This window comes from Chitinophaga silvisoli (assembly GCF_003412465.1).
Taxonomy (GTDB): Bacteria; Bacteroidota; Bacteroidia; order Chitinophagales; family Chitinophagaceae; genus Chitinophaga; species Chitinophaga silvisoli.
Map to the genome: position 1 here is coordinate 319,118 of NZ_QTJV01000009.1, position 21,807 is coordinate 340,924.

The 21,807-nt window shown below is 41.3% G+C and carries 24 protein-coding genes, 1 tRNA gene and 1 pseudogene; 17 read left to right on the forward strand and 9 right to left on the reverse strand.

Annotated features, from left to right (window positions below; translation table 11 throughout):
* Positions 1-74 precede the first annotated feature (74 nt).
* Positions 75-203 (reverse strand): annotated as a pseudogene (locus DXN04_RS23085) (helix-turn-helix domain-containing protein); the annotation flags it as partial.
* Between the two features lie 264 nt (positions 204-467).
* On the opposite strand from DXN04_RS23085, the gene DXN04_RS23090 reads away from it, so the two are divergent.
* The 3 genes from DXN04_RS23090 (at position 468) to DXN04_RS23100 (ending at position 2,761) form a co-directional block, all read left to right on the forward strand.
* A complete protein-coding gene (locus DXN04_RS23090) occupies positions 468-728 on the forward strand; it encodes a winged helix-turn-helix transcriptional regulator (RefSeq protein ID WP_116855766.1) in 261 nt (86 codons plus the stop codon).
* 280 nt (positions 729-1,008) lie between these two features.
* Positions 1,009-1,770: an SDR family NAD(P)-dependent oxidoreductase gene (locus DXN04_RS23095; protein WP_116855767.1), complete on the forward strand. Its 762-nt coding sequence runs from the start codon at positions 1,009-1,011 to the stop codon at positions 1,768-1,770.
* A 79-nt stretch (positions 1,771-1,849) separates the two neighbouring features.
* Positions 1,850-2,761, forward strand: a complete 912-nt coding sequence (locus DXN04_RS23100) for a helix-turn-helix domain-containing protein (protein WP_116855768.1) — start codon at positions 1,850-1,852, stop codon at positions 2,759-2,761.
* A 285-nt stretch (positions 2,762-3,046) separates the two neighbouring features.
* Here DXN04_RS23100 and DXN04_RS23105 read toward each other — a convergent pair whose 3' ends face one another.
* Complete coding sequence (locus DXN04_RS23105) at positions 3,047-3,811, reverse strand: SDR family NAD(P)-dependent oxidoreductase (protein WP_116855769.1); 765 nt, start codon at positions 3,809-3,811, stop codon at positions 3,047-3,049.
* A 43-nt stretch (positions 3,812-3,854) separates the two neighbouring features.
* Here DXN04_RS23105 and DXN04_RS23110 point away from each other — a divergent pair, with 43 nt between their 5' ends.
* On the forward strand, positions 3,855-4,277 hold the full coding sequence (locus tag DXN04_RS23110; protein WP_233525665.1) for a winged helix-turn-helix transcriptional regulator: 423 nt from the start codon (positions 3,855-3,857) through the stop codon (positions 4,275-4,277).
* A 107-nt stretch (positions 4,278-4,384) separates the two neighbouring features.
* Here DXN04_RS23110 and DXN04_RS23115 read toward each other — a convergent pair whose 3' ends face one another.
* Both DXN04_RS23115 and DXN04_RS23120 read right to left on the reverse strand, forming a co-directional pair.
* Positions 4,385-5,344, reverse strand: coding sequence for a polysaccharide deacetylase family protein (locus tag DXN04_RS23115; RefSeq protein WP_116855770.1), 960 nt, complete (start codon positions 5,342-5,344; stop codon positions 4,385-4,387).
* Between the two features lie 4 nt (positions 5,345-5,348).
* The gene (locus DXN04_RS23120) at positions 5,349-5,747 is read right to left on the reverse strand and encodes a DoxX family protein (protein WP_233525666.1); all 399 of its coding nucleotides are present in this window, start codon (positions 5,745-5,747) and stop codon (positions 5,349-5,351) included.
* Positions 5,748-5,825: 78 nt separating this feature from the next.
* On the opposite strand from DXN04_RS23120, the gene DXN04_RS23125 reads away from it, so the two are divergent.
* The 8 genes from DXN04_RS23125 (at position 5,826) to DXN04_RS23155 (ending at position 12,800) form a co-directional block, all read left to right on the forward strand.
* On the forward strand, positions 5,826-6,659 hold the full coding sequence (locus DXN04_RS23125; RefSeq protein WP_116855771.1) for an AraC family transcriptional regulator: 834 nt from the start codon (positions 5,826-5,828) through the stop codon (positions 6,657-6,659).
* A gap of 148 nt (positions 6,660-6,807) precedes the next feature.
* Entirely contained in the window at positions 6,808-8,466 is a 1,659-nt protein-coding gene (locus DXN04_RS23130) for a serine hydrolase domain-containing protein (RefSeq protein ID WP_116855772.1), read from the forward strand.
* Positions 8,467-9,419: 953 nt separating this feature from the next.
* Positions 9,420-9,578: a type 1 glutamine amidotransferase family protein gene (locus DXN04_RS34875; protein ID WP_158569119.1), complete on the forward strand. Its 159-nt coding sequence runs from the start codon at positions 9,420-9,422 to the stop codon at positions 9,576-9,578.
* A 110-nt stretch (positions 9,579-9,688) separates the two neighbouring features.
* The gene (locus DXN04_RS23140) at positions 9,689-10,870 is read left to right on the forward strand and encodes an alpha/beta hydrolase-fold protein (RefSeq protein WP_116855774.1); all 1,182 of its coding nucleotides are present in this window, start codon (positions 9,689-9,691) and stop codon (positions 10,868-10,870) included.
* Complete coding sequence (locus tag DXN04_RS34620; RefSeq protein ID WP_147320038.1) at positions 10,854-11,099, forward strand: hypothetical protein; 246 nt, start codon at positions 10,854-10,856, stop codon at positions 11,097-11,099. Before DXN04_RS23140 ends, DXN04_RS34620 begins: the two co-directional genes overlap by 17 nt.
* 12 nt (positions 11,100-11,111) lie before the next feature.
* Positions 11,112-11,672, forward strand: coding sequence for an SMI1/KNR4 family protein (locus tag DXN04_RS23145; protein WP_116855775.1), 561 nt, complete (start codon positions 11,112-11,114; stop codon positions 11,670-11,672).
* Between the two features lie 128 nt (positions 11,673-11,800).
* Positions 11,801-12,367, forward strand: a complete 567-nt coding sequence (locus tag DXN04_RS23150) for a Crp/Fnr family transcriptional regulator (RefSeq protein ID WP_116855776.1) — start codon at positions 11,801-11,803, stop codon at positions 12,365-12,367.
* Positions 12,368-12,425: 58 nt separating this feature from the next.
* Positions 12,426-12,800: a VOC family protein gene (locus tag DXN04_RS23155; protein ID WP_116855777.1), complete on the forward strand. Its 375-nt coding sequence runs from the start codon at positions 12,426-12,428 to the stop codon at positions 12,798-12,800.
* A gap of 727 nt (positions 12,801-13,527) precedes the next feature.
* On the opposite strand, the gene DXN04_RS23160 is transcribed toward DXN04_RS23155, so the two are convergent.
* Positions 13,528-13,612 (reverse strand) — tRNA-Ser (locus tag DXN04_RS23160).
* 148 nt (positions 13,613-13,760) lie between these two features.
* Between DXN04_RS23160 and DXN04_RS23165 the strand changes: the two genes are divergently transcribed.
* From DXN04_RS23165 to DXN04_RS35230, 3 genes are read left to right on the forward strand one after another with little or no spacing between them, the layout of a single operon-like run.
* Positions 13,761-15,794, forward strand: coding sequence for a T9SS type B sorting domain-containing protein (locus DXN04_RS23165; protein WP_116855778.1), 2,034 nt, complete (start codon positions 13,761-13,763; stop codon positions 15,792-15,794).
* A gap of 27 nt (positions 15,795-15,821) precedes the next feature.
* On the forward strand, positions 15,822-17,528 hold the full coding sequence (locus DXN04_RS23170; protein ID WP_116855779.1) for an amidohydrolase family protein: 1,707 nt from the start codon (positions 15,822-15,824) through the stop codon (positions 17,526-17,528).
* Between the two features lie 59 nt (positions 17,529-17,587).
* Positions 17,588-17,713 (forward strand): class I lanthipeptide, encoded by a 126-nt coding sequence (locus tag DXN04_RS35230; protein WP_199415115.1) that lies wholly within the window; start codon positions 17,588-17,590, stop codon positions 17,711-17,713.
* 481 nt (positions 17,714-18,194) lie between these two features.
* Here the strand turns inward: DXN04_RS35230 and DXN04_RS23175 are convergent, their stop codons facing one another.
* The gene (locus tag DXN04_RS23175) at positions 18,195-18,431 is read right to left on the reverse strand and encodes a hypothetical protein (RefSeq protein WP_116855780.1); all 237 of its coding nucleotides are present in this window, start codon (positions 18,429-18,431) and stop codon (positions 18,195-18,197) included.
* A 127-nt stretch (positions 18,432-18,558) separates the two neighbouring features.
* On the opposite strand from DXN04_RS23175, the gene DXN04_RS23180 reads away from it, so the two are divergent.
* The gene (locus DXN04_RS23180) at positions 18,559-18,810 is read left to right on the forward strand and encodes a hypothetical protein (protein WP_116855781.1); all 252 of its coding nucleotides are present in this window, start codon (positions 18,559-18,561) and stop codon (positions 18,808-18,810) included.
* Between the two features lie 153 nt (positions 18,811-18,963).
* Here DXN04_RS23180 and DXN04_RS23185 read toward each other — a convergent pair whose 3' ends face one another.
* Positions 18,964-19,374 carry a hypothetical protein gene (locus tag DXN04_RS23185; protein WP_116855782.1) on the reverse strand — a complete coding sequence of 137 codons (411 nt, stop codon included), beginning with the start codon at positions 19,372-19,374 and terminating at the stop codon, positions 18,964-18,966.
* Positions 19,375-19,428: 54 nt separating this feature from the next.
* Between DXN04_RS23185 and DXN04_RS23190 the strand changes: the two genes are divergently transcribed.
* The gene (locus DXN04_RS23190) at positions 19,429-19,911 is read left to right on the forward strand and encodes a GNAT family N-acetyltransferase (protein WP_199415116.1); all 483 of its coding nucleotides are present in this window, start codon (positions 19,429-19,431) and stop codon (positions 19,909-19,911) included.
* A gap of 122 nt (positions 19,912-20,033) precedes the next feature.
* Here DXN04_RS23190 and DXN04_RS23195 read toward each other — a convergent pair whose 3' ends face one another.
* Positions 20,034-20,273, reverse strand: coding sequence for a hypothetical protein (locus DXN04_RS23195; protein ID WP_147320039.1), 240 nt, complete (start codon positions 20,271-20,273; stop codon positions 20,034-20,036).
* 7 nt (positions 20,274-20,280) lie between these two features.
* On the reverse strand, positions 20,281-21,777 hold the full coding sequence (locus DXN04_RS23200; RefSeq protein ID WP_116855785.1) for a S8 family serine peptidase: 1,497 nt from the start codon (positions 21,775-21,777) through the stop codon (positions 20,281-20,283).
* Positions 21,778-21,807: the final 30 nt, after the last annotated feature.

The window sequence follows — 21,807 nt, forward strand, 5'->3', positions numbered from 1 at the left end:
AGGGTTTTGCTTTTTAGCGGAGAAAGAGGGATAAATATAGAGATGGCGGAAATTTAAAGAGTTATCAACTTGAATCAGCTACACGATTGCCTGAAGGCTAAAGGCGACCAACATGTTTTGCTTTTGAAAAGTCTGCTGAAAGCCTGTGAATGTTCAAAACCAAGTTCATAAGCGATTTCACTGATGGAAAGATCTGTTGTGGAGAAGTAAGCGTTTTTGACAATGTTGTAACCGAAAATGAAAAAACAAAAAGGGATATTTAAATGCGGCTACCCGAAAAATTATTTTTAAGTTGTTATGCCCATTAATCACTTATCTTTAAAACCACACACTCCGTACTACGAATATTTGCGGCCAAGGCCATTGTTGTTTCAAAGTCATTAAAAGAAATATAAGCGGCTTAATGTTATTGATATTCAACTATACTTCTATCATTATTTAAATGCCGTTTCGCTCTAAGGCATGTCATGGAACGTAAAGTGGCTTGGCGGATAGCCATATTGCTTCTTAAAAGCCCTAAACGGTATTCCGATCTTTTGCGGGATATCAATGGTATTTCAGGAAAGGTACTTAGCAGGGAGTTAAAGGAAATGGAGGCTAACCAGCTGGTTAAGAGATCGGTTAGCAACACGCAATCTAATGCCGTTTTTTATGAACTGACGGAATATGGGGAGACCACAAAGTCGATCATCGCTGTCCTTGCGGAATGGGGAGAAGCACAGCGGTAGGTTATTATTAATAACAAAAATATTGATAAATAGTAATTTTCATGACCGGGTGGAAGTAGAAACAGTCACCGGGAAAAAGTTAGCCACTACCCTACGATCTTTCGAAAGCAGTCTTGTTTTGTTTGCCTCAAGCCTCCTTAATAATTGGATATTTTTTGATCTAATTGCCGCCATGCCATTAGCGGTTTCATCTTAATACGACAATATGACCAAGGATTTTGTTACAACTATCCTTGATTCTGTTAAACCTGAGCTTTGCCTAATACTGACTTTTGTTCTTATGGAAGATCAAAATCAGCAACAACTAATCGCATTGGTTACCGGTGCCAACCAGGGCGTAGGTAATGAAATTGCAAAAGCCCTGGCTGCTAACGGCTACATCGTTTATATGGGTTCCCGTAAACCGGAGAACGGGGAAAGCGCTGCAGCAGCGATCGGTGTTCAGGCCAGAGCGGTCCAACTCGATGTTACCCGGGAGGAAAGCATCCGCGCCGCTATTGCTAAAATAACTAAGGAATATGGCCGCCTTGACCTTTTGGTGAATAACGCGGGTATCTCACATGGCGGAACAGCGCCCTTAAGCCCGGAAAAAATGATGGCTACCGGTCGGGCAGTGAACGTCTCGCTGGATGAAGTACGCACCGTTTGGGAAACCAATGTATTCGGTGTGATTGCCGTAACCCAGGCGGCTTTGCCCTTGCTGCGCAGATCACCGGCAGCTCGCATCGTTAACGTATCCAGCGGATTAGGCTCCTTAACGTGGATATCCGATCCGGAATGCTGGGCCAGGGAACACTTTGGTATCGTATACGCCGCTTCAAAAACTGCCTTAAATGCGGTAACACTGGCTTTTGCCTTAGAACTCGAAAAAGAAGGCATTAAAGTGAATGCAACCAGCCCGGGATACACTGCTACGGCCCTCAATAATTTCCAGGGTACCGACAGCCTGGAAGTAGGCTCACGTGAACCGATTCGCGTCGCGCTGGAAACGGATGGCCCGACCGGAGGGTTTACCGGCCCTAGAGGCAAGCTACCCTGGTAGACCTGTATTTTTGAAACATGCTCAATATGACCGGTGGCTAAAGCAGGTGCCGGTCATATTATTTACTTTTAATTAAAAAATGAAAAAGCCTAAAGTTCCTATTATTAGTTCGATCAACGAGGTTCACCGTCTGCTGGACCTGCCGGGACCCAAACATCCCCTCATCTCGTTGTTCGATACGCGTGATGAACGGATCAACCTCAGCCGCCTGCCGGTCAGTTATGTGACTACGCTTTATAAGATATCCTTTATTGAAAAACTGGGTGGCAAGTTCAGATATGGGCAGGGCTACTATGATTTTGATGAAGGCAGTATGGTTTTTACCGCGCCTAAGCAGGTAATGGGCAGCATGTCCATGTACCAGGGGAACGAAGGATATTCACTTATTTTTCACCAGGATTTTTTGCAGGGCTTTCCGCTCGCTGCCAAGATCCGGCAGTATGGGTTCTTTTCTTATTCTTCAAATGAGGCGCTTCACCTTTCCGAGCAGGAAAGAGCCATCGTTTCCTCAATTTTCAAGATCATCGAAGAAGAACTGAACAGTCGTATCGACGCTTTCAGCCAGGAAGTTGTAATCGCGCAGATCGAGCTATTACTGGCATATGCCAAACGCTTTTATAAACGACAGTTCCTGACCCGGCAAGCTGCTACCAGCGACCTGCTTCAGCAGTTCGAGGCGGCACTCAATAGCTATTTCCAGAAAGAAAAGCCGGTTGATCAGGGCTTCCCTACCGTACAATACCTGGCAGACCAACTGAATTACACGCCAAACTACCTGAGTGATTTGCTGCGCTCGCTCACCGGGCTAAGTGCGCAACAGCACATTCATGAGCAGCTTATCGAAAGATCCAAGGAACTGCTTGCGACCACAACGCTGACAGTCAGCGAAGTGGCCTATCGTTTAGGGTTTGAACATCCACAATCTTTCAGCCGCCTGTTTAAGACTAAAACGCAGTTAACGCCTGCGCAGTTCAAATCTTCATTGATTTGATATGTACGGGAGATGAATGCGTACAGTATCAATTAGGCTTAGGTTCTGGCTATTGTAGGCTTCCGTAAGAGATTCCAGGGCATGATGCTTTGCGGTTGTGATAAAACAGCTTCCGTCAAAGAGAAGGTAGTTGCTTTAAGCAATGCCGTTGGTTACAACCAAATCGTAAAGTAAAAGGGGGACGGGGATATTATTTCCTGCTGTCCGAATGGATGGATGACCAGGGTCATGTCGTTATGGTAACTCTGCGGAGACAAACTTCCCGACATTGACAACCGACAAAAATTACTGACTTTTCAATATCTTTTTACTGATTTTATCAGCCATATTCAAGACACTGCTATTTGGTAAAAGTCTGTTGAACAGTTTAAGAATAGTAACATTCGGGTCGGGCGAAAATTCTGTTTTACCTTTGTTTATAGCGTTAATTACTTTATCTGCAAAGTCCTGAACATTCGTACCTTTTGAAGTGAATCCTAATTGTTTGGGCATTTCAGTATCCACCTGAGACGGCAGAATTTCAACGACTTTAAAATTTGTTCCTTTCAGTTGTTGCCGTATTATTTTTGTGAATACGCTTAAACCCGACTTAGACGTTGAATACAAGCCTAAAGCAGGAAAAGGGAAAATTGCAATAGACGAAGTAACATTGACAATTAAGTTATTTGCCGACTTGTTTGCCTGATTGACGAACTGTTGTGTGACAGCGATAGCACCTGACAAGTTTGTGTTTATTTTTTCAAAAATCCGGGCAGACGACAAAGTTGATTTGGTAAGGTCCCATTGTTCAACGACACCTGCGTTATTGAACAAAACGTCTACAACAATTCCGTCTGTTTTTATTCTTTTAAAAAGTTCATCGATTTCATTGGGGACAGACACATCGGCAACGTAATATGACACATTTTTATTTGCAGCAACGACCTTTTTTAGTTTCTCTTCATTTCTTCCGCATATAATTATTTTGTTGTCATTTGACAACTTGCTTGTAAGTGTTTCGCCAATTCCTGAACCACCACCTGTAATTAAAATTGTTTTTCCTGTCAACATAAATTTTCGTTTTGAGTTGCAATGTAAACTCAACGATATATTTTTGCAAGTAGTTACAAGAAAGTATACTAATAACCTAAAAGTTATTGTTATTGATAATCAGAAAAGTAAAACGAAAATAAAAATGAAAAAATGTGTGAATAACTTAGCATCATTGCAATTTATCTTGCAGGTTTTGGGTGGAAAATGGAAATTGCATATTCTCTCAATATTATATTTCGGAAAGAAACGATTTAAAGAATTGGAAAGAGAAATAGACGGCATTTCGGCTAAAATGCTGATTAAAGAATTGAAAGACTTAGAAGCTGCTGGTATTGTAAACCGGCAAACAATTAATACTGTTCCAATTACTGTTGAATATAGTTTGACAACAGACGGCTTAACAATGAAACCCTTGCTTGAACAGATGAACGAATGGGCGGTAAAATTTCAACAGACGACATCAAAAAAAAGTGCAGGCTATTGACAACTAAGTGTCGAAGGGTGCGAAGCGCCAACGATGGGCGTTATACAAAAAAAGGCGGGAGATAATGAATGTCTTATACATTTGTCTGATTTGTTGAATTATTTTATTTATTCCCTTATGGTCGTTTTATCTTCCAATGCCATACGAGCAATTTCATCCTTGCGTTTAAAGCTTACGCCCTGGTGTTTTTTCATATAAGTGAATAACTCCTTCGCTGCCTGAACCATTTGAGGGGTACCACCGATACGGTCGTGGAAGCTGATGGACATTTGCCTTCTGCGTTTTTCTGATTCCTCATACATTTGATCAAATTCCATTTTTACCTGGTTTACAAATTGGTCAACTGAGAAATTCTTACCTTCTATCAACAGAATGTCGTTACAACGCAACGTATAGGGAACAGTTACAAAATCTTTATCGTTTACAGTCTGAATGAACGGCTCGTCTCTACTCAAATCATCAATGTGGTATAAAAAGCCTAATTCCTGTAAAATCTTTAATGTATTTTCACCCCTGCGCAGCCAATTGGCATTATAACCGATTGCATCGAAACCAGTGATTTTCCTGATAGCATCTACACCGTCTTTGATAAACTTTTTCTCTTCGTTATAAGGCATTGTATATTGTGTGGCCCAATTCATTCCATGTGCAGCAGCCTCGTGGCCACGGTCTACAATCTCTTTGGCCAGCGACGGGTTTTTAAGCACGGCACTGCCTACCATATGCGATGTGATTTTTACCCCAAGTTTATCCCAGTTGTCCAGCATCCGTGGAATACCTTCTTTATAACCATACTGATACCAGGTTTCTGCCGGAAGGTCTTTATACCCTTTCTGCATATTTTGTGGGAAAGGGCTTTCTGCATTTTCTGGTTGCCCACCGGCCTCAAACTGCATCGAAACCGATATTACCAATCTTGACCCATCCAACCATTTCGACTGTTGCGGTTGTGGTTTTGTACCTGCTTGTTTTGATTGTGATATTGCTGATAGTGGTAGCATGCTTCCTACAATTCCTGCTGTGGTGAGCAAGCTGCCCTGCTTTATAAAAGTTCTTCTACCTGTCATTATATTATTTTTTAAAGATGATGTGGTCTAATGAAAAAGTGTTTACGGCAATAAATTGATAAAGCACAATGAGTATTACGGCGTGAATTATCTGTGATGGCAACGCTTCCCAATTCTCTATCAGGCAAGTACCCAACATTAATAGTAACATTACCGCGACACCTGCAATAAAAGTCTTTTGAGAAAACAAGCCTAAAATGAGAAGGATGCCAATTGTAAACTCAGCTATGGGCAATGCATAACTAAAAGGCCTTACCAAGCTTTGTGGCAACATTGATTTTGAAAAACTGCCGGTCATCCATTGGCTAAAAGCAGCAAGTTTTGGTAACCTTACCAGGCCGTGTCCGAAAAAGCTGATGCCTGCCACTAAGCGCAGCATTAAATAAGATAAATCGTTCATCATTAAAATTTTCATCAAATTTCAATAAATGCAGGAGATTAAACAGGTATATTTACAGGATATTTTTGTAAAAATACAGGTATGAATGTGCAGAATTTATATAGCTCCTATGAATTGGAACTACTTGAAACGCAGGATTATGAAGCAAAACCACACCGAAATACATTTTTCGAGATGGTTTTTGTGTTGGATGGAACCGGATTGCAGATTATCAATGAACATCAGTTGCCCTATGCTCCAGACAAATTATTCCTAATATTTCCGCAGGATACGCACAGTTTTAATATAGATGCTTTTAGCCGTTTCTTCTTCATCAGGTTTAGTAATGATTATATTAAAACGCAAAACAATCAAAATATTCGTGAGCTGGAATATATTTTCAATAGCCACAACCATCTACCGGGCTGCATTCTCAAAACGGTTACTGACAAGCCTTTTATCCGTGCTACTGTAGAGGCACTCATTCGTGAAAAGGAAAACAATTCACCACAAAAGGAGCAAATTATTCAGCAATTGATCAACACAATTATAAGCTATGCTGCCCGTAACCTTACTTTGCAGGAGAAAGAAGTATTTGAAGGTAAAATTTCGGGAATTATGCCTGTGATCAATTACCTGCATCAGCATATTTTCGAGCCGGAAAAATTAAAAGTAAATTGTGTAGCCGGCGTATTTAATCTTTCGCCTAAATATATGGGTGAGTATTTTAAAAAGCATACTGGTGAAAGCCTGCAACAATATATTATGCTTTACAAATTAAAGCTGATTGAAAGCCGGTTATTACTGACGGATATGCGCATCAGTGAAATTGCTGAAGAATTTGGCTTTACAGATCAAAGCCACTTCAACCGGATCTTTAAAAGTTATAAAGGGACTACTCCCTCTTCGTACAGGAAGAAAGCCATCACTGGGTAGCCAGAGGTCTTGAATTTTGATAATTAATATATTAAATATTTATTATTCGGCACACTCATTTCCCAATAGAATTCTTTATAAGCAACTTTATATTTATTCTACGTCTTTACTTTATTAAGCTATCTCAGTGAATTATAAAACTAATTTCATGAAGTATAAGCTGATCTTTGGGGGACTACTGACCTTTTTTTGCGGTATTATAACAGAGGGGTATTCACAGGTAAAAACACCTATACAGACCCTCATTGCTGGATTGGACTCAATCCGCGTCGAATTAAAAATACCAGGTATGGCTGCGGCCTTTATGAAAGGAGACACTATCCTTTTTGAAGAAGGCTTCGGATATGCAGATCTTGAAAACCACATCAAGGCAACGGCAAATACCTCTTTCCGGGTAGCATCCATTACTAAAACTTTTACTTCTACACTTGTTATGCAGCAAGTAGAAAGGAAGAATTTAAGTTTGGAAACACCTATATCGGTTTATGGTATAAATCTCGACAACAACCAGATTACCGTAAAGAACTTATTGACACATACCTCTGAAGGTGAACCAGGCGCACATTATCAATATAATGGGTATAGATTTGGGAAATTAACACCTATTATTGAAAAGGCTTCCGGAATTCCTTTTTATCAGCTGTTAATGGAGAATATAGTAACTCCTCTCAAAATGTCGTCAACAGCTCCGGGAATCTCCCTTTACGCTTATTTCACGTTTACCCGGCAGGATAAAAGCATGATCCCTTATTTTGAAAAAGCCATTAACCAACTGGCAAAACCTTATGCTCTTAATGATAAAGGTGAAATCGTTGCATCACAATACTTTGATGAATTTGGCGCTTTTGGCGGATTGATCTCAACAGTAAAAGATCTGCTGAAATACTCTGCGGCTATAGATATAAACCAGTTTGTAACAGCAGGCACTCAAAAGGAGATTTTTACTGCCAATAAGCTTAAAAATGGAGAGACATCCCCTTATGGTCTTGGATGGTTTACACAAACTTACCGGGGAATTGACTTTTACTGGCATTACGGACAAACCCAGGGTGAATCAGGATTATTTATAAAAGTACCTTCCCTGAAATTGACAATGGTGGTACTTACTAATATAGATAAACTCAGTCAGCCTTTTCCACTGGCTGATGGAGATCTCTTTATGTCACCGGTAGGACAATTGTTTTATAAATATTGCATTAATAAAGACCGTGATTTTATCCGCCTTGACTATCATCTTCCTGTACAAACTATCCGGAAAAGTCTAACTACAGCCAATTCTACCTACAAAGATTTTTATAGTAAGGAGCTGGTAACCCAGGCTACCATGGCTCTCCTAAATGGCGATACAATAAGGGCAAGGCAATTTTATGAAATTTATGCAGATCTTAATTTTAATCACACAGACACATTACCCTCAGGAGAGATAATTGCTGCTATTCAAAATGCAAATATTAATCAGGACCTTAAAAAGAAGTTCACACTTTCAAAACCTACGCGACTAAGAGTATATGGCGTGGGAGAAAATTGTTCGGGAGATTTTAGCTCATGGTGTGACTATGGATGGATTGAAGATGCTTCGGGCAAAATGATCTGGCAGATGCAGGGACAAGCAGCGAAACATGCTGGTGGGGCACTTAAAAACCAGAAGATAGATCAGGAAATCACCCTACCTGCCGGCAGCTATTTTTTACGGTATAAATCAGATGCAGGACATGCTTTTAACAACTGGGATTCGCCACCACCGGATAACTTTTTTTGGGGAATTATTCTTTTTAATATAAGTGTAAAACCACTTTATCAAAAGTAATGTGATTGGTTTCAATATAATAGCGACTATATAGCTAATAGCTCGCAAGGCAAAGTTGGACGAGGAATGACCGTAAAAATGCAAATGGCGATAGTTGAAAAGAAGGCCGGAGAAAGCATATTGTTAGGGAAAGTTAACTTAGAGGTGTATGATAAAAATGTCCCCCTATCAACAGGAAAGATTCAATGTTTCTGAGCAATTAGATAAATGCACTAAAGCCATTTGGAACCTGCCTAAAGGTATATCCCGGGAATTATCATTTTCCCGCAAGCTCAGTACAGCATGGGCTCCGGAGGCATAAAAGTTACAAAAGCTAATATTCCCCAAAGGAATGCACTACGCATTGGAAATATTCAAGCAACGTTATCCAAAAGTAAATTTAATTAAAAACCAACCTGGAAGAAATAGGTATGAGTTCATGTAACCTGACGCGCCTGTTTAAGCATGCAACAGGTGTTACAGTTGGTCAATAACTAAACAGCCTTCGCAGGGAGCGTGCGTCTCAACTAATAAAAGAGGGGCATCCCCGGCAGGCAATTGCAGATCAGTGTGGTTTGAAAAGGGTACTCAATTGCGTTCGCTGCTTAAAGAAGGTAACTAACTACCCTTGATGTTGTCCTGATATTGTGCATACCTGTCCTTTTAAAGTCATGGGCCATAAATACCTTTGCTCAAAAATCCATGAAAAATTCAAGACAAGTTATATTATTGCTGATTCTAATAATTTTGAGCACAAACGGTTTCCCGCAAGGAAAGACTGCCTTCTATTGCCTGCCATGCAATAACGATTGCGATACTACAGCGTATACTTCACCGGGTAAATGCACTCATTTCGGGATGACACTTGTTGAGGAGCGTAACGAAGCACATCGTAAAAATACCTCTTCCAAACATTTATTGGTATTGTTTTACTTACAGGACGGTATGGAAGCATGCGTAAATCATTTCCCAAAATGAAAGTGCTATCCGACGTACGCTTTGTAGACAATGACCGCGCGATGACAACTGCCGGAATCTCTGCTGGTATTGACGGTGCACTCCATTTGGTTGCCAAAATACATGATAAAGCGGAAGCTAAACGCATAGCTGCCTTTATTAAATATGATAAGTGATTACCCAATGCAGATTTGGTAGTCCATGCAAAAAAACAGGTAGCGGAATCGCTAAACGATCTATTCTGTATATTTATTTACGATAACAAAAAAAAATACTTAACGGCTTCATGAAACATACGGTAATCGCAATTATATTTTTATTTATAAATACAACGCTGAACGCCCAAGCTAAGGACAGTTTAATTACTATCGGGAAAACGTACTCGGTCTATTCGAAAATCCTAAAAGAGAAGCGTACTTATTCTGTCTATTTACCGCCTTCATATCAACGAAACCCTACCAAAAAGTATTTTGTAGCTTACGTGTTGGATGGAGGGAGGAACAAATTTCTTGAAGTAGCCGGGATTGCGCAGTCGATGAACTCAATACCCGATCTGAAAATGCAGATTCCCGAATTGATCATTGTTTCTATAGAAAACACCGACCGAACAAGGGACTTTACACCAACGCATTCCCTGAATTATTTAGATGCAGAAAACATAGCTGCTTTTAACAGTAGCGGGGGAGCTAACGCATTTAAAGCGTTTATTGAAAAAGAGCTGATACCTCAAATAGATAGTTCGTACAGGACCTTATCTAAAAACCTGATCATTGGCCACTCGCTGGGTGGCCTGTTTGCGATTCACTGTCTTTTGGAATCGCCCGGACTATTTAATTTTTATATTCTCATCGATCCCTCTTGGTTTTGGGATCATAACTATATCGGAAAAAGGACCAGAGAAGTTTTACAAACAAAAACCGAGCTGCAAGGACGCGTGTATATTGCTTTAGCTAATAATTTTCAGGAAGATAACAGGCACTATAAATGGGGAAACGAATTTTATGAATTGCTGAAAAATAATACTTCGGAGGCGTTGGATGTTAAACTGCGGTATTTTGAAGATGAGAAACATTTGACGGTTCCCGTACCTGCAACCTATTATGGTCTTCGTTATATTTTTGAGGGGTTTGAATTGGATATCAATGAAGTTTGTAAGAATCCCGATCTGATTAATAAGCATGATATGGAGATATCCAGGAAGATGGGATTAGCATTTAAGTCAGATGAGGGCTTTGTAAATATCCTCGGATATATTGCACTACATGACAGGAATATTCCGGATGTTGCAGTCGCTATTTTTGAAATAAATGCAAAGAACTATCCCTCATCAGTTAACGTTTGGGATAGTTTAGCTGACGCTTACCTTGTAAAAGGTTTTAAAGAAAAAGCTAAAGCATGCTACGAAAAGATATTAGCACTTCAACCTAATAATGTGGACGCTAAGAGAAAACTTGAAAAAGTCAGATAATAAGTTAGAAAATTATGCTATAGTGACGGCTGGATTGAAGAAAGGAAAACACATCTTAATTGTTCCTGTGTCTGACCATCAGAGTACTGAACCGATACCGGAAGCTGACATATCGGGATGGTTTTTGACTTATGTAATTGAATCAATTTTAAGTAAATTTAATCCACCAATTTTATTACCTCTTGTTATGCCAGAAGGAAATTGGCCTCAAGCGCCGGCTTTGCAATAAACAATAAGATTTATGGGCATAAAAAAATTACTAGACAGAATTGTCAATTTTTATATTGATAGGGGAATTTATGATATGTCTGCTTTAAATAGCGGGCTTACCTTAGAAGAGATTCATGATAAAATAACATCATTAGGAATTAACTTTCCTCAGGATTTGTATGAACTTTACAATTGGAGGAATGGGTTTAATGTTTATGAACCTGGGTTTGATTTGTGGCCATCAGTATCGTTTTTGCCGTTAGAGAAAGCAATAAAAGACTATACAAGTGTCACAAAGAATATGTATGACAATTTGTTTACCGTTTTTCTTGAAAACGATAGTGATCGCTATATGGTGAACCTGGCTTCAGGTGACGATTATGGCAAGATATTCTACGATTGCCCTCCTATTACCCTCACCGAATATCCAGTGTCGATTTTCGATTCATTAGAAAAAGCGCTAGTTACCCAATTAGAATGCCTTGAAAAAGGAATTTATATATTTGATGATGGGAGATTTGTGGCGACTGACGAAATAGTAGATGTTATTAAAAATCATAACCCAAATTCAGACTTCTATAAGTATGAATAGGTCAAACCTATACTACTATCCAATTCGTTGTATGTTAATTTGGCAAACTAGAACTCCTTTCTTAAAAAGGTATTTGTAGTTGATGATTAATATTAGAATAATTATGAAATGCGTTCTAATTAAAACATATGATTTCAGAAATATTACACACAACCGGTAATTACGAGGATTGGGAGGCATCCCTCTTTCAAAAAGTGACAAGGATACTGAATCTCGAAAAAGGAGAAACAGTCTTAAATGAAGGCCAGGTAGCGCGCTCACTTTATTACATACTTCAGGGTGCAGTATACCAATTTAGAAGTGGTGATGACGCGCTGCAAATTATTGACCTTCATACACACGGTAATTGGTTTTTTAATTACAGCAGCTTTGTTAACCAGGAACCCTCACAGTTGACTATAGCGGCATATACCGACAGCACGGTTTTGGAACTGGACATTGAAGCGGTACATTACCTTATTGGCAGGTCAAACTTATTCCTGCAACTAAACAAGATAATGATGGCCCCGGTAGCAAGGTTGAATTTTTTCGACGATTCCCTGACACCATTGGAGAAGTATACTTTTGTAATGGAGCGTGCATCGGGCCTTGTGCAGGCCTTTCCCTTAAAGTTTATCGCATCTTACCTGAAGATTGCCCCCGAAACGCTTAGCCGCGTAAGGTTGCAATGGGCCAGGGGCACCAACGCTTCTTGATTTCAGTCAAGCTGTCGTCCCGTGCTGATTATTTAACTTTGTGCGAAATAAGCATGCTATGAAATATAACGCCAAAGCCATCAGGCCCTTTATAGGCTCACGGGATTTTAAACGTTCCGCTGATTTCTACCGCGACCTCGGGTTCGAAGAGGTAGTGCTGTCACCAGGATTTTCTCTTTTTAAAATTGCCGGCCTCGGATTTTATCTTCAAAACGCATATGTAAAAGATTGGGTTGACAACACGATGGTCTTTTTGGAAGTGGATGATGTCGCTGCTTTTTGGGATGAACTTTCTGCTCTGCGGTTAGCTGAAAAATATCCTGGAGTTAAACTTGTGCCTATCAAAACTGAACATTGGGGCAGAGAATGTTTTTTATACGACCCTTCAGGCGTACTCTGGCACTTCGGAGAGTTTTTCAGCCCTGAGAGGTGAGAAAAATGTCTTTCATAACCACGGGTAAGCGAATTCACGATAAGCGCTATCCTTAATTCTCTTTCATTTAGCGCATCATGCTCTACTTCATCAAGGTGCATTTCAAATTTAGCGAAGGGATTGGATAAAATGTATTTCGTTTTTACCTCTTCCAGCACAATCTTTTTCATATTGGAAATGTATTTACAGGCAGTATAATTACAGCATGTTCTGACTGACATGAGGTAAAAATAAAGTCATTTATAAAATCATAGTCCAGTTCAGATAAGAGGATGTCCTGCCGGTCGTACTTCTATTTGATGGAATCACAGGTATGATTATATGCGGTATCGAACTGTTCACGGGGCCATCTGCGGCTTTGCCATTTTCGACGAGAATATTTATTGCTATACGGATAACGTTCCCGTTTTTTAGCGGAGAAAGAGGGATTCGAACCCCGGACCTGTTACAGTCAAAATAATTTAAGTCATGACCGGCAATTTTGGTCTCAAATATTCCAGACATGAAAAAGGCCTTCAGATTATTCATCTGAAGGCCTTGAATCTTTTGCTAAACGTTCCCGTTTTTTAGCGGAGAAAGAGGGATTCGAACCCCCGGACCTGTTACAGTCAAAATAATTTAAGTCATGACCGGCAATTTCGGTCTCAAATATTCCAGATATGAAAAAGGCCTTCAGATTATTCATCTGAAGGCCTTTAATCTTTTGCTAAACGTTCCCGTTTTTTAGCGGAGAAAGAGGGATTCGAACCCCCGGACCTGTTACAGTCAACGGTTTTCAAGACCGCCGCATTCGACCGCTCTGCCATTTCTCCGCTGCAAAAGTAGGAAACTGGATTAATTTTCAAAAAAAAATTTTCACCGCCTCCCCCCTCCCCAGTGAAAATCCAACCGCAGTCTGCATTTGCAAAGAAAAAAAACCTATTTTTAAGAGCTAAATTGTTTACCCGGACGCCTTAAAACATGCTATTGAAGAAATTTTTCCTGTACCTAATCACGGTACTGGCCTTATTGAAAACCGCTACAGCGCAAAACTGTACCTCTATCGGCCAGACTCCCTCTACCGCCTTCCCGGTATGTGGTACGAAATCTTTTATTCAAAAATCCGTCCCCGTCTGTGAAACGCACGATATTCCCGGACCAAATTGTAATATCCCCGGCGATGGCACCCACACGGATGTCAATCCCTATTGGTATAAATTTACCTGCTATACCTCAGGAACGCTCGGGTTTACCATCACACCCAATACATTATCAGACGATTACGACTGGCAACTGTTCGATATCACCAACAAAACGCCGGATGCCGTCTTCTCAAATAAGTCTTTATATGTCTGTATGAACTGGTCTGGCGAAGGGGGGATCACAGGTGCTTCCGCTGCCGGTACCTCCCTCGATGTATGCGGTGGCCCCGGCCAACCCTTATTCAGTAAGATGCCGACCATCACCAAAGGGCATGAATACCTCCTGCTAATCAGTCACTTCGATGGGGATTCCCAGAGCGGCTACAGTCTCGCCTTTGATGGTGGTACTGCAGACATTACCGATCCTGCAGTTCCTGAACTGCTTTCAGCCACCTATCGTTGTATCAACAATACCATCAAAGTCGCCATTTCCAGGAAAGTGGCCTGCTCCACCCTGGCTGCTGATGGTAGTGACTTTACCTTTGTGACACCCGGCGGCTACCAGATAACCGGTGCCTCCAGCACACAATGCGGCGTTGGATTCGACTTCGATACCCTTACCCTCACCCTCAATTCCACGCCCCCTCCCGGCGATTATATCATTGCTGCCCAGTTGGGTACTGATGGCAATACGCTTGCCAATACCTGTGGCAACCCGGTATCTGTAGGCGATACCCTGCACTTCAGGATCGGCGCTCCCCCTGTTATTACCGTCATCTCTGAAGGTGTGACCGGCTGTGCGCCCAATGAGCTTAAAATAGCTTTATCATCCGATGTCCGATGCAGTTCTATTTCCCCAAACGGGAGTGACTTCTCTATCACCGGACCAGAAGCTATCAGCATCACTGCTGCCTATGGCCTTTGTGACAGCGATAACCTGACAGATACCGTGGTCGTACAACTCTCCCACCCTATTTATAACAAAGGCGATTATACCGTCACCCTCAAATCCGGCACGGATGGCAACGTGCTGGTAGGTGAATGCGGACAACCGGTACAACAGTATGCCCAGGCCGTTATCTTTCATACAGCCGATACCGTAAACGCTGACTTTTCATATACTTCCGAAATTAATTGTAAGATCAATACCGTCGATTTTATCCACGATGGCGATCATGATGTCAACAGCTGGCAATGGACCTTTGGAGACAGCACCACCGCTACCACACAGGAAGTTGAGAAAGTGTACAACACCTATGGTATTAAAACCGCATCATTGATCGTATCCAATGGCGTTTGTAGCGATACAGCTTTCGATAGTATTAACTTTGAGCAAACCCTGAATGCTGATTTTTTTGTAGATCCGGGGCCTTACTGTCCGCTGGATGTTGTAATGCCGAAAGATAGCAGCTATGGCAATATTATCCGTTACTTCTGGGATTATGGCAACGGCGTTACCAGCATCAGCCCTTCCGGGGAGCCACAACAATACTTCCCGACCAGCAAAGAACAACAATACCTGATTCGGCTGATTGTGGAGGATGAACTCCATTGTAAGGATACCGCTGATCATTACATCACTGCTGTAACCAGTTGTTATATAGATGTGCCGACTGCATTTTCCCCTAACAATGACGGCGTGAATGATTATCTTTATCCTTTGAATGCTTACAAAGCAATTGACCTGTATTTTGCTGTCTACAACCGTATTGGACAACTTGTATTTGAAACTACCGACTGGACCAGGCGCTGGGACGGGAATGTAAAAGGTGAACCGGCTGACATTGGTACCTATGTGTGGATGCTCAGATATACAATGAAAGATTCCGGAAAGAAGATTTTCAGGAAAGGGACAAGCACCCTGATAAGATAATAAGCATAACCTAAATTAAAATTTACGATGAAGAGCCCTTGTTTGCTGCTGGCAGCACTATGCCTGACTATGTCCGCAGCTGCCCAGACTATTTGCATTGCCCATGTGAACATGATAGATGTGAAAAAGAATATGACCCTGGCAGACCAAACCATCATCATCGACAATGATCGCATAGTCGCCACCGGTCCCGCAAATAAAGTTAAAATCGCCGCCGATGCCACCATCATTGACGGAACCGGCAAATACCTCATGCCGGGGATGACAGATGCACACATTCACTTCTTCCAGAGTGGCGGTTTGTACACACGCCCTGATGCCATGAATCTCACAACGTATTATCCTTACCAAAAAGACCAGGAGTATGTAAAAACACACCTCAGCGACCTGCTGGCAAGATATCTTGCCTGTGGCATTACTACCGTTTATGATGTGGGTGGCCCTATGGCAAACTTTGAAATCAGGGACATGGCGAATCATGACTCCGCAGCACCCAATGCCTGGGTAACCGGGCCACTGGTTTCTACCTACCTTCCCCAGAGACTGGACGAAAAAGACCCGCCAATTGTAAAAGTTACCTCTCCTGATGAAGCAAAAGCCCTGGTGCAGAAAGAGCTGCCTTACAAACCCGATTTTATAAAGATCTGGTACATTGTATACCAAGGCCATAAAGCCGACAGCACCCTGCCGATCATCAAGGCCGCCATTGAAGAAAGTCATGCCAACGGCCTCAAAGTAGCGGTGCACGCCACCCAATATGAAACGGCTAAACTCGCCGTTGAAGCAGGCGCTGATATTCTCGTACACAGTGTAGATGATAAGGTAATGGACGCAGGCATGTTAAAACTCCTGAAGGATAAACATGTGCTGTATATTCCTACACTGAAGGTGATGAAAGGATATTACCGGGCAATGACTCAAATGCAACCCTTTACGACCCATGACCTGGCTTATAGTGATCCTTTCATGCTGGGTACGCTAACCGACCTTCAACATATGCCAGGTGCCTATGATTACAAGGGTGCCCGGGGATTTATTCATATGCCGGATAAAGCGGATACCATCATGGCGACTAATCTAAAACTGGCACAGCAGGCAGGTGTATTGGTAGCTGCCGGCACTGATGCGGGTAATATTGGAACGATGCATGCCGCTTCCTTCCTGGACGACCTGCTGGCTATGCAACAAGCTGGTTTAAGCAATAGCGAGATTATCAGGGATGCGACCCTGAATGCAGCCATCGGTTTTGGAAAGGAAAAAGATTTTGGCAGTATTGAAAAAGGAAAGATTGCAGACCTGATCCTGCTTGAAAAGGATCCATTGAAAGACCTGCAGGCATTGGGAGAAGTATCACTGACTATTCATAATGGCAGGATCTTTAAAAAAGAGAATTTACTCCCTGTGACTCCAGAGATCCTGGCTCAACAACAACTGAATGCTTACAATGCAGGCAACCTGGAAGCATTCCTGGCACCTTATAGCGATAGTGTCAGGATTTATGACCAGACAAGCGGCCAGTTATTACTGCAGGGAAAAGAAGCGATGCGAAATAGCTATGGAAAACTTTTTAAAGCAGCGCCGGAATTGCATTGCCAGGTGGTAAAAAGAATTGTATCAGGAAATACAGTCGTAGATGAGGAACGGGTGACTGGTATGAATGATAAAGTGCTGACTGCCGTGGTGATCTATACCATTGATCATAATAAAATAACAAAGGTTGCAATGGCAATGTAATCGTATTGCAGTGAGATGCGCTAATTTGACTGCTTTAAAACCATCAAAATAACACATTTATGAAAAAGCAACAGTCAAAAAAGCTGAGCCTGCAGAAAATCCGGATTGCAAATCTGAATGCAACAAATGACAAGAAAGTAGCACCGACTACGACCGTTTATTTAAGCATCAAAAATCTTTGCTGAGAAATTAATTTATTGAAAGAAAACTGTGTGAGGTTGGCAAAATGCCAACCTCATTTTTATGTAAGGTAAGGTGTAATTTATTGTTTGCAGATTTTACCCGTTATATTTGGAAATGAAAAAAGGAAAAGCCCGTCATCCTGGTAAGATACGGCGGGCTGTTTCCTTATTACTCATCCTGGGCTAGCGCCCAGAAAAATTTATATCTATGGCTAAAAAAAGAGCCAAATTATCATCCCCACAGTGGGACTATCTGTTCATTTTTCTAAAACTATTACCTATTATTATTGATGTATTCTATAAACATCATTGGTAGTAGCCTGCGCCTGGGACCTTGGTTCCGGGCGCTTTCATTTCTGTTAACAAAGATAACAAAATGAAATTATTATTCTCATTTATAAACAACTACTCTCATAATTAAACCCTGTTTATCAATAACAGCCTTCGGAAGGCAAATGGAGCAGACAGACATTCAAGAAAACCCCTATTTATTCTTCATTTCTTCGATCATTTTCTCTGCCAGATTAATCAGCGCTTCATTATAATATTTATTCTCTTTATCGAACGCTGCCCAAATCGTATTTCTGTGATATGGTCTGCCATCTTCTCTTACTTCCCCACTACGTTCTTCTATGGCCTTAAGACTGATCCGGTAGTTTTTCAGTTTAGCCCGGATGATTCCCTTTTTTGCTTTTTGCTGGCGGGTTGTTAATACAGTCATGTGTAATATTTATATTTGCCCGGTTGCACAGTGTTATACACTGTGCAACCGGGCAAATAACTATTAAATAATATAAACAGAAACACTGTGAAAATACAGTTTTTCTGGGAAATTGAAAATACAACAAATGAGCGTAAATGAAATTACGATTAGGTTTATAGACCTATATAAAATTTTAAAAAAGAACAGGAAGCTGCCTACCAATAAAGTTTTAGCTGATCAATTAGATTATGGCACAGGAAATTCGATAACTGAAATTACAAAAGGAAGACAAAACATCAAGATTGAAGCATTACAGAAATTCTGTAAAATATATGGGCCGGAAAATGGCTTTTCAATAGAGTATTTTATAAGAAGTGAAGTAAATCAGCAGAAGTAAGGAGCCAGGTAAGACATCTTAGAACATGTTCTCTTTATATTTTGAGGCTTATGATAATGCTAACAGATACTTATAGTGAAGTTCCAGAGCTTATATTGATAACTATATTATCAGGATCAAAACAAGCAAGATTCATTGCCGACCATTACCGTGTTACAATACCTCCAACTCCTCCGCCGTCAGGTCATAAAACAAATTCTGCAACTGGTGCACATGCACCAGCGGTCTTCCATAAGGCACCAAACCGACCGGTGATTCTGTCAGCAACTGGAATGAATACCCCTCATCCCGGATATAAATACTATCCTTGTGCGTATACTTATATGAATACACGTTAATATCCTCTCCATACTCCTTCTCCCCTCTCACGAAGCCCAGGGCATTTAATTGATCCGCGTCCAGTTTTAGCGGATTCACTTTTGCCAGCGGCAACTTACTCTTAGGCAGGCAGGAATTATAAACATACCCTTCCAATATGCCTTCAATCTTAAAGGCAGTTTCGTTCATGTACAAATCATAGTACCAAACCAGGTTTCCCACACGGATGTCAATATCTGCTATCATTATGCAATGATAGGGATTTTGACTATTTTACCCATCTACAAATATTAATTATTGATGCTCACGATCAGAACTATTGAACAAAGAGACAACAGCGCACTGGCAAAAATTATCAGGGACATCTTCATCGAGTTCGACGCACCTAAGATCGGAACTGTTTATGATGATCCAAACACAGATCAATTGTATGAAGTGTTCCAGCACCCAAAAAGTACCTATTACCTTGCCGAAGAAAATGGAGATGTATTGGGAGGCTGTGGACTTTACCCAACTGATGGATTGCCTGAAGGATGTGCTGAATTAGTAAAATTTTATCTTTCACCTGCAGCCAGGGGAAAAGGATTAGGAAGAGTCTTGATGGAGCAGGCCATTGCTGCTGCACCAGGACTGGGTTATAAGCAGATCTATTTAGAGACATTTGACCAGCTGGCCACAGCTGTAGGTATGTATGAGAAAGCGGGGTTCAGGAAACTGGATCGACCAATGGGCAATTCCGGCCATTATAATACCACCCTGTGGATGATAATGGATGTAAGATAAAAATGAAAAAGTTGAATCAAAAGTAAACTGAAAGCATTGAAAATTACATAAACAAAAATTCTCTCCATCATGTACCCGGAATAAAATCCGGCAATGTTACTTTTGATTCAACCTCTTTCATTTTATTCTTTAGTACGTTTTTTTGTATCCGGCACTTTATATTTCTTCTCAGGTGTCAGGGACCAATCCGCCTCAAACTTACACCGCACATTTTCCAGCTCACCATCACTCACATCCAGTAGCGCTGCATGTGGCAGTAAACTACCATCAATTATACTTACACCACAAATATGTAAGGTCTCCTTCACCACCTGCGGATCAGGCATTCCACTACCCTTGTATTGCAATATATAGTTTGCCATAACCAAATTATTTATCTTCCAATAACATACCTTTTCCTTCATAATTCGCCCCAAATCCAAGCGATTGAATCTTCGTTGAAAGGTACTTCAGCATTTCATCCGCCCTGGCAGAAGCCCTTGGCAAGGCCATGATCTCAGGATTACCTGCCAATAGACGAGCCGCCATACCTACCGCCGCAGGGCAGGCCATACTGGTACCATCCATGATTGCATACAGATCATCCGGAAAGGTAGAGATAATTCCAACACCAGGAGCAGTCAGATCGGTTTCCGCACCGATATTTGAAAAATCAGCTATAAAATTGGCCTTATCCGTACCATAAGGAGATTTCACGATACCTGTTTGTACTGTATTTTTTGGAAAAGTATTCTTACGCCCCATCGCCGATACTGCTACTGACAAACTATAATTGGCAGGGAAACTTACCGTCCCCCTGTCATCATTCCCATTCGCACAAAAACACAGGATGCCCGCATTATAAGCCTGTTTGATATAACTACTGATCCCTTCATCAGTTTCTGATTCACCCAGACTCATATTGATAATATCACATTCATCCTGTATGGCCTGTGCCAAAGCTTTCATGATATAAAAGTTCGATGCATCGGCCTCCTTCGGGAATACCCTGTAACTATAAATCTCAACACCTGCAGCCAGTCCATATACCCCGCCATAGGCACTTACAATGCCGGCTACATGGGTACCATGACCTTCGCCATTGTCCTTGAAATCAGTGGGATCTTCATTCGCCACGCAATTTAAGCCACCACTTACCACCAGGTCTTTGTGCGGGCCCACACCTGTATCGATAATCCCGACGCGAAGCTTCTGCGTGATTTTTGGCCACTGGGGTGTATCATAAAAATGACGCAGGGAATCAGTGTAACCTGGATCTATTTTTTGCAGTTTGATAGAGAGACTGGTAGCGGAAAATTTTGTCTTGTAATACCCCCAGTACGTATGCTCAGGATACACATAGATGCGCTCAATATTTTTAGATGCCAGGGTCAGGGAGAGCTTCCCCTTTGCATTCGTATTCCCGGAATCTCCCGTTCTGCTTTCAAAATCAGTAAAAGCCACAATGTAGATGCCGGCAACCGGATTGCCATCTGTATCCGTTACAGTCAGATCCAGTTTTTTGGTCGTCTTCGTCTTCTTTGCCTTCTGTTGGATAGACTCCCTATATACCTGCGCTTTCTTATAGAATTTCTCCTTTATAATACGCAGTCCCGGATAGGAGAATCGGAAATCAGCAAGTTCTTCCTGGCTTAATTGTACAAGCTTGGCACCATTGTCCTGAATAGAGTCTATGACTTTCACAGGAATTTTCTTTGCAGACTTTTCAGGTCCACGGGTTTTCAGGCTAACGGCTTCCCTGCTTACAGCGGGTTCTAATACTGCGGTCAGGAAGTTCTTAACTTTAGGATTGGTGTCGGCAGTGGTCTGAGTTTCTGTGACAGGCAGTAAAATATAATTACCAGTCTTTGATTTGCTCTTTGCCATAACAGGTAGTTTAATGAGTAAATGGAATTC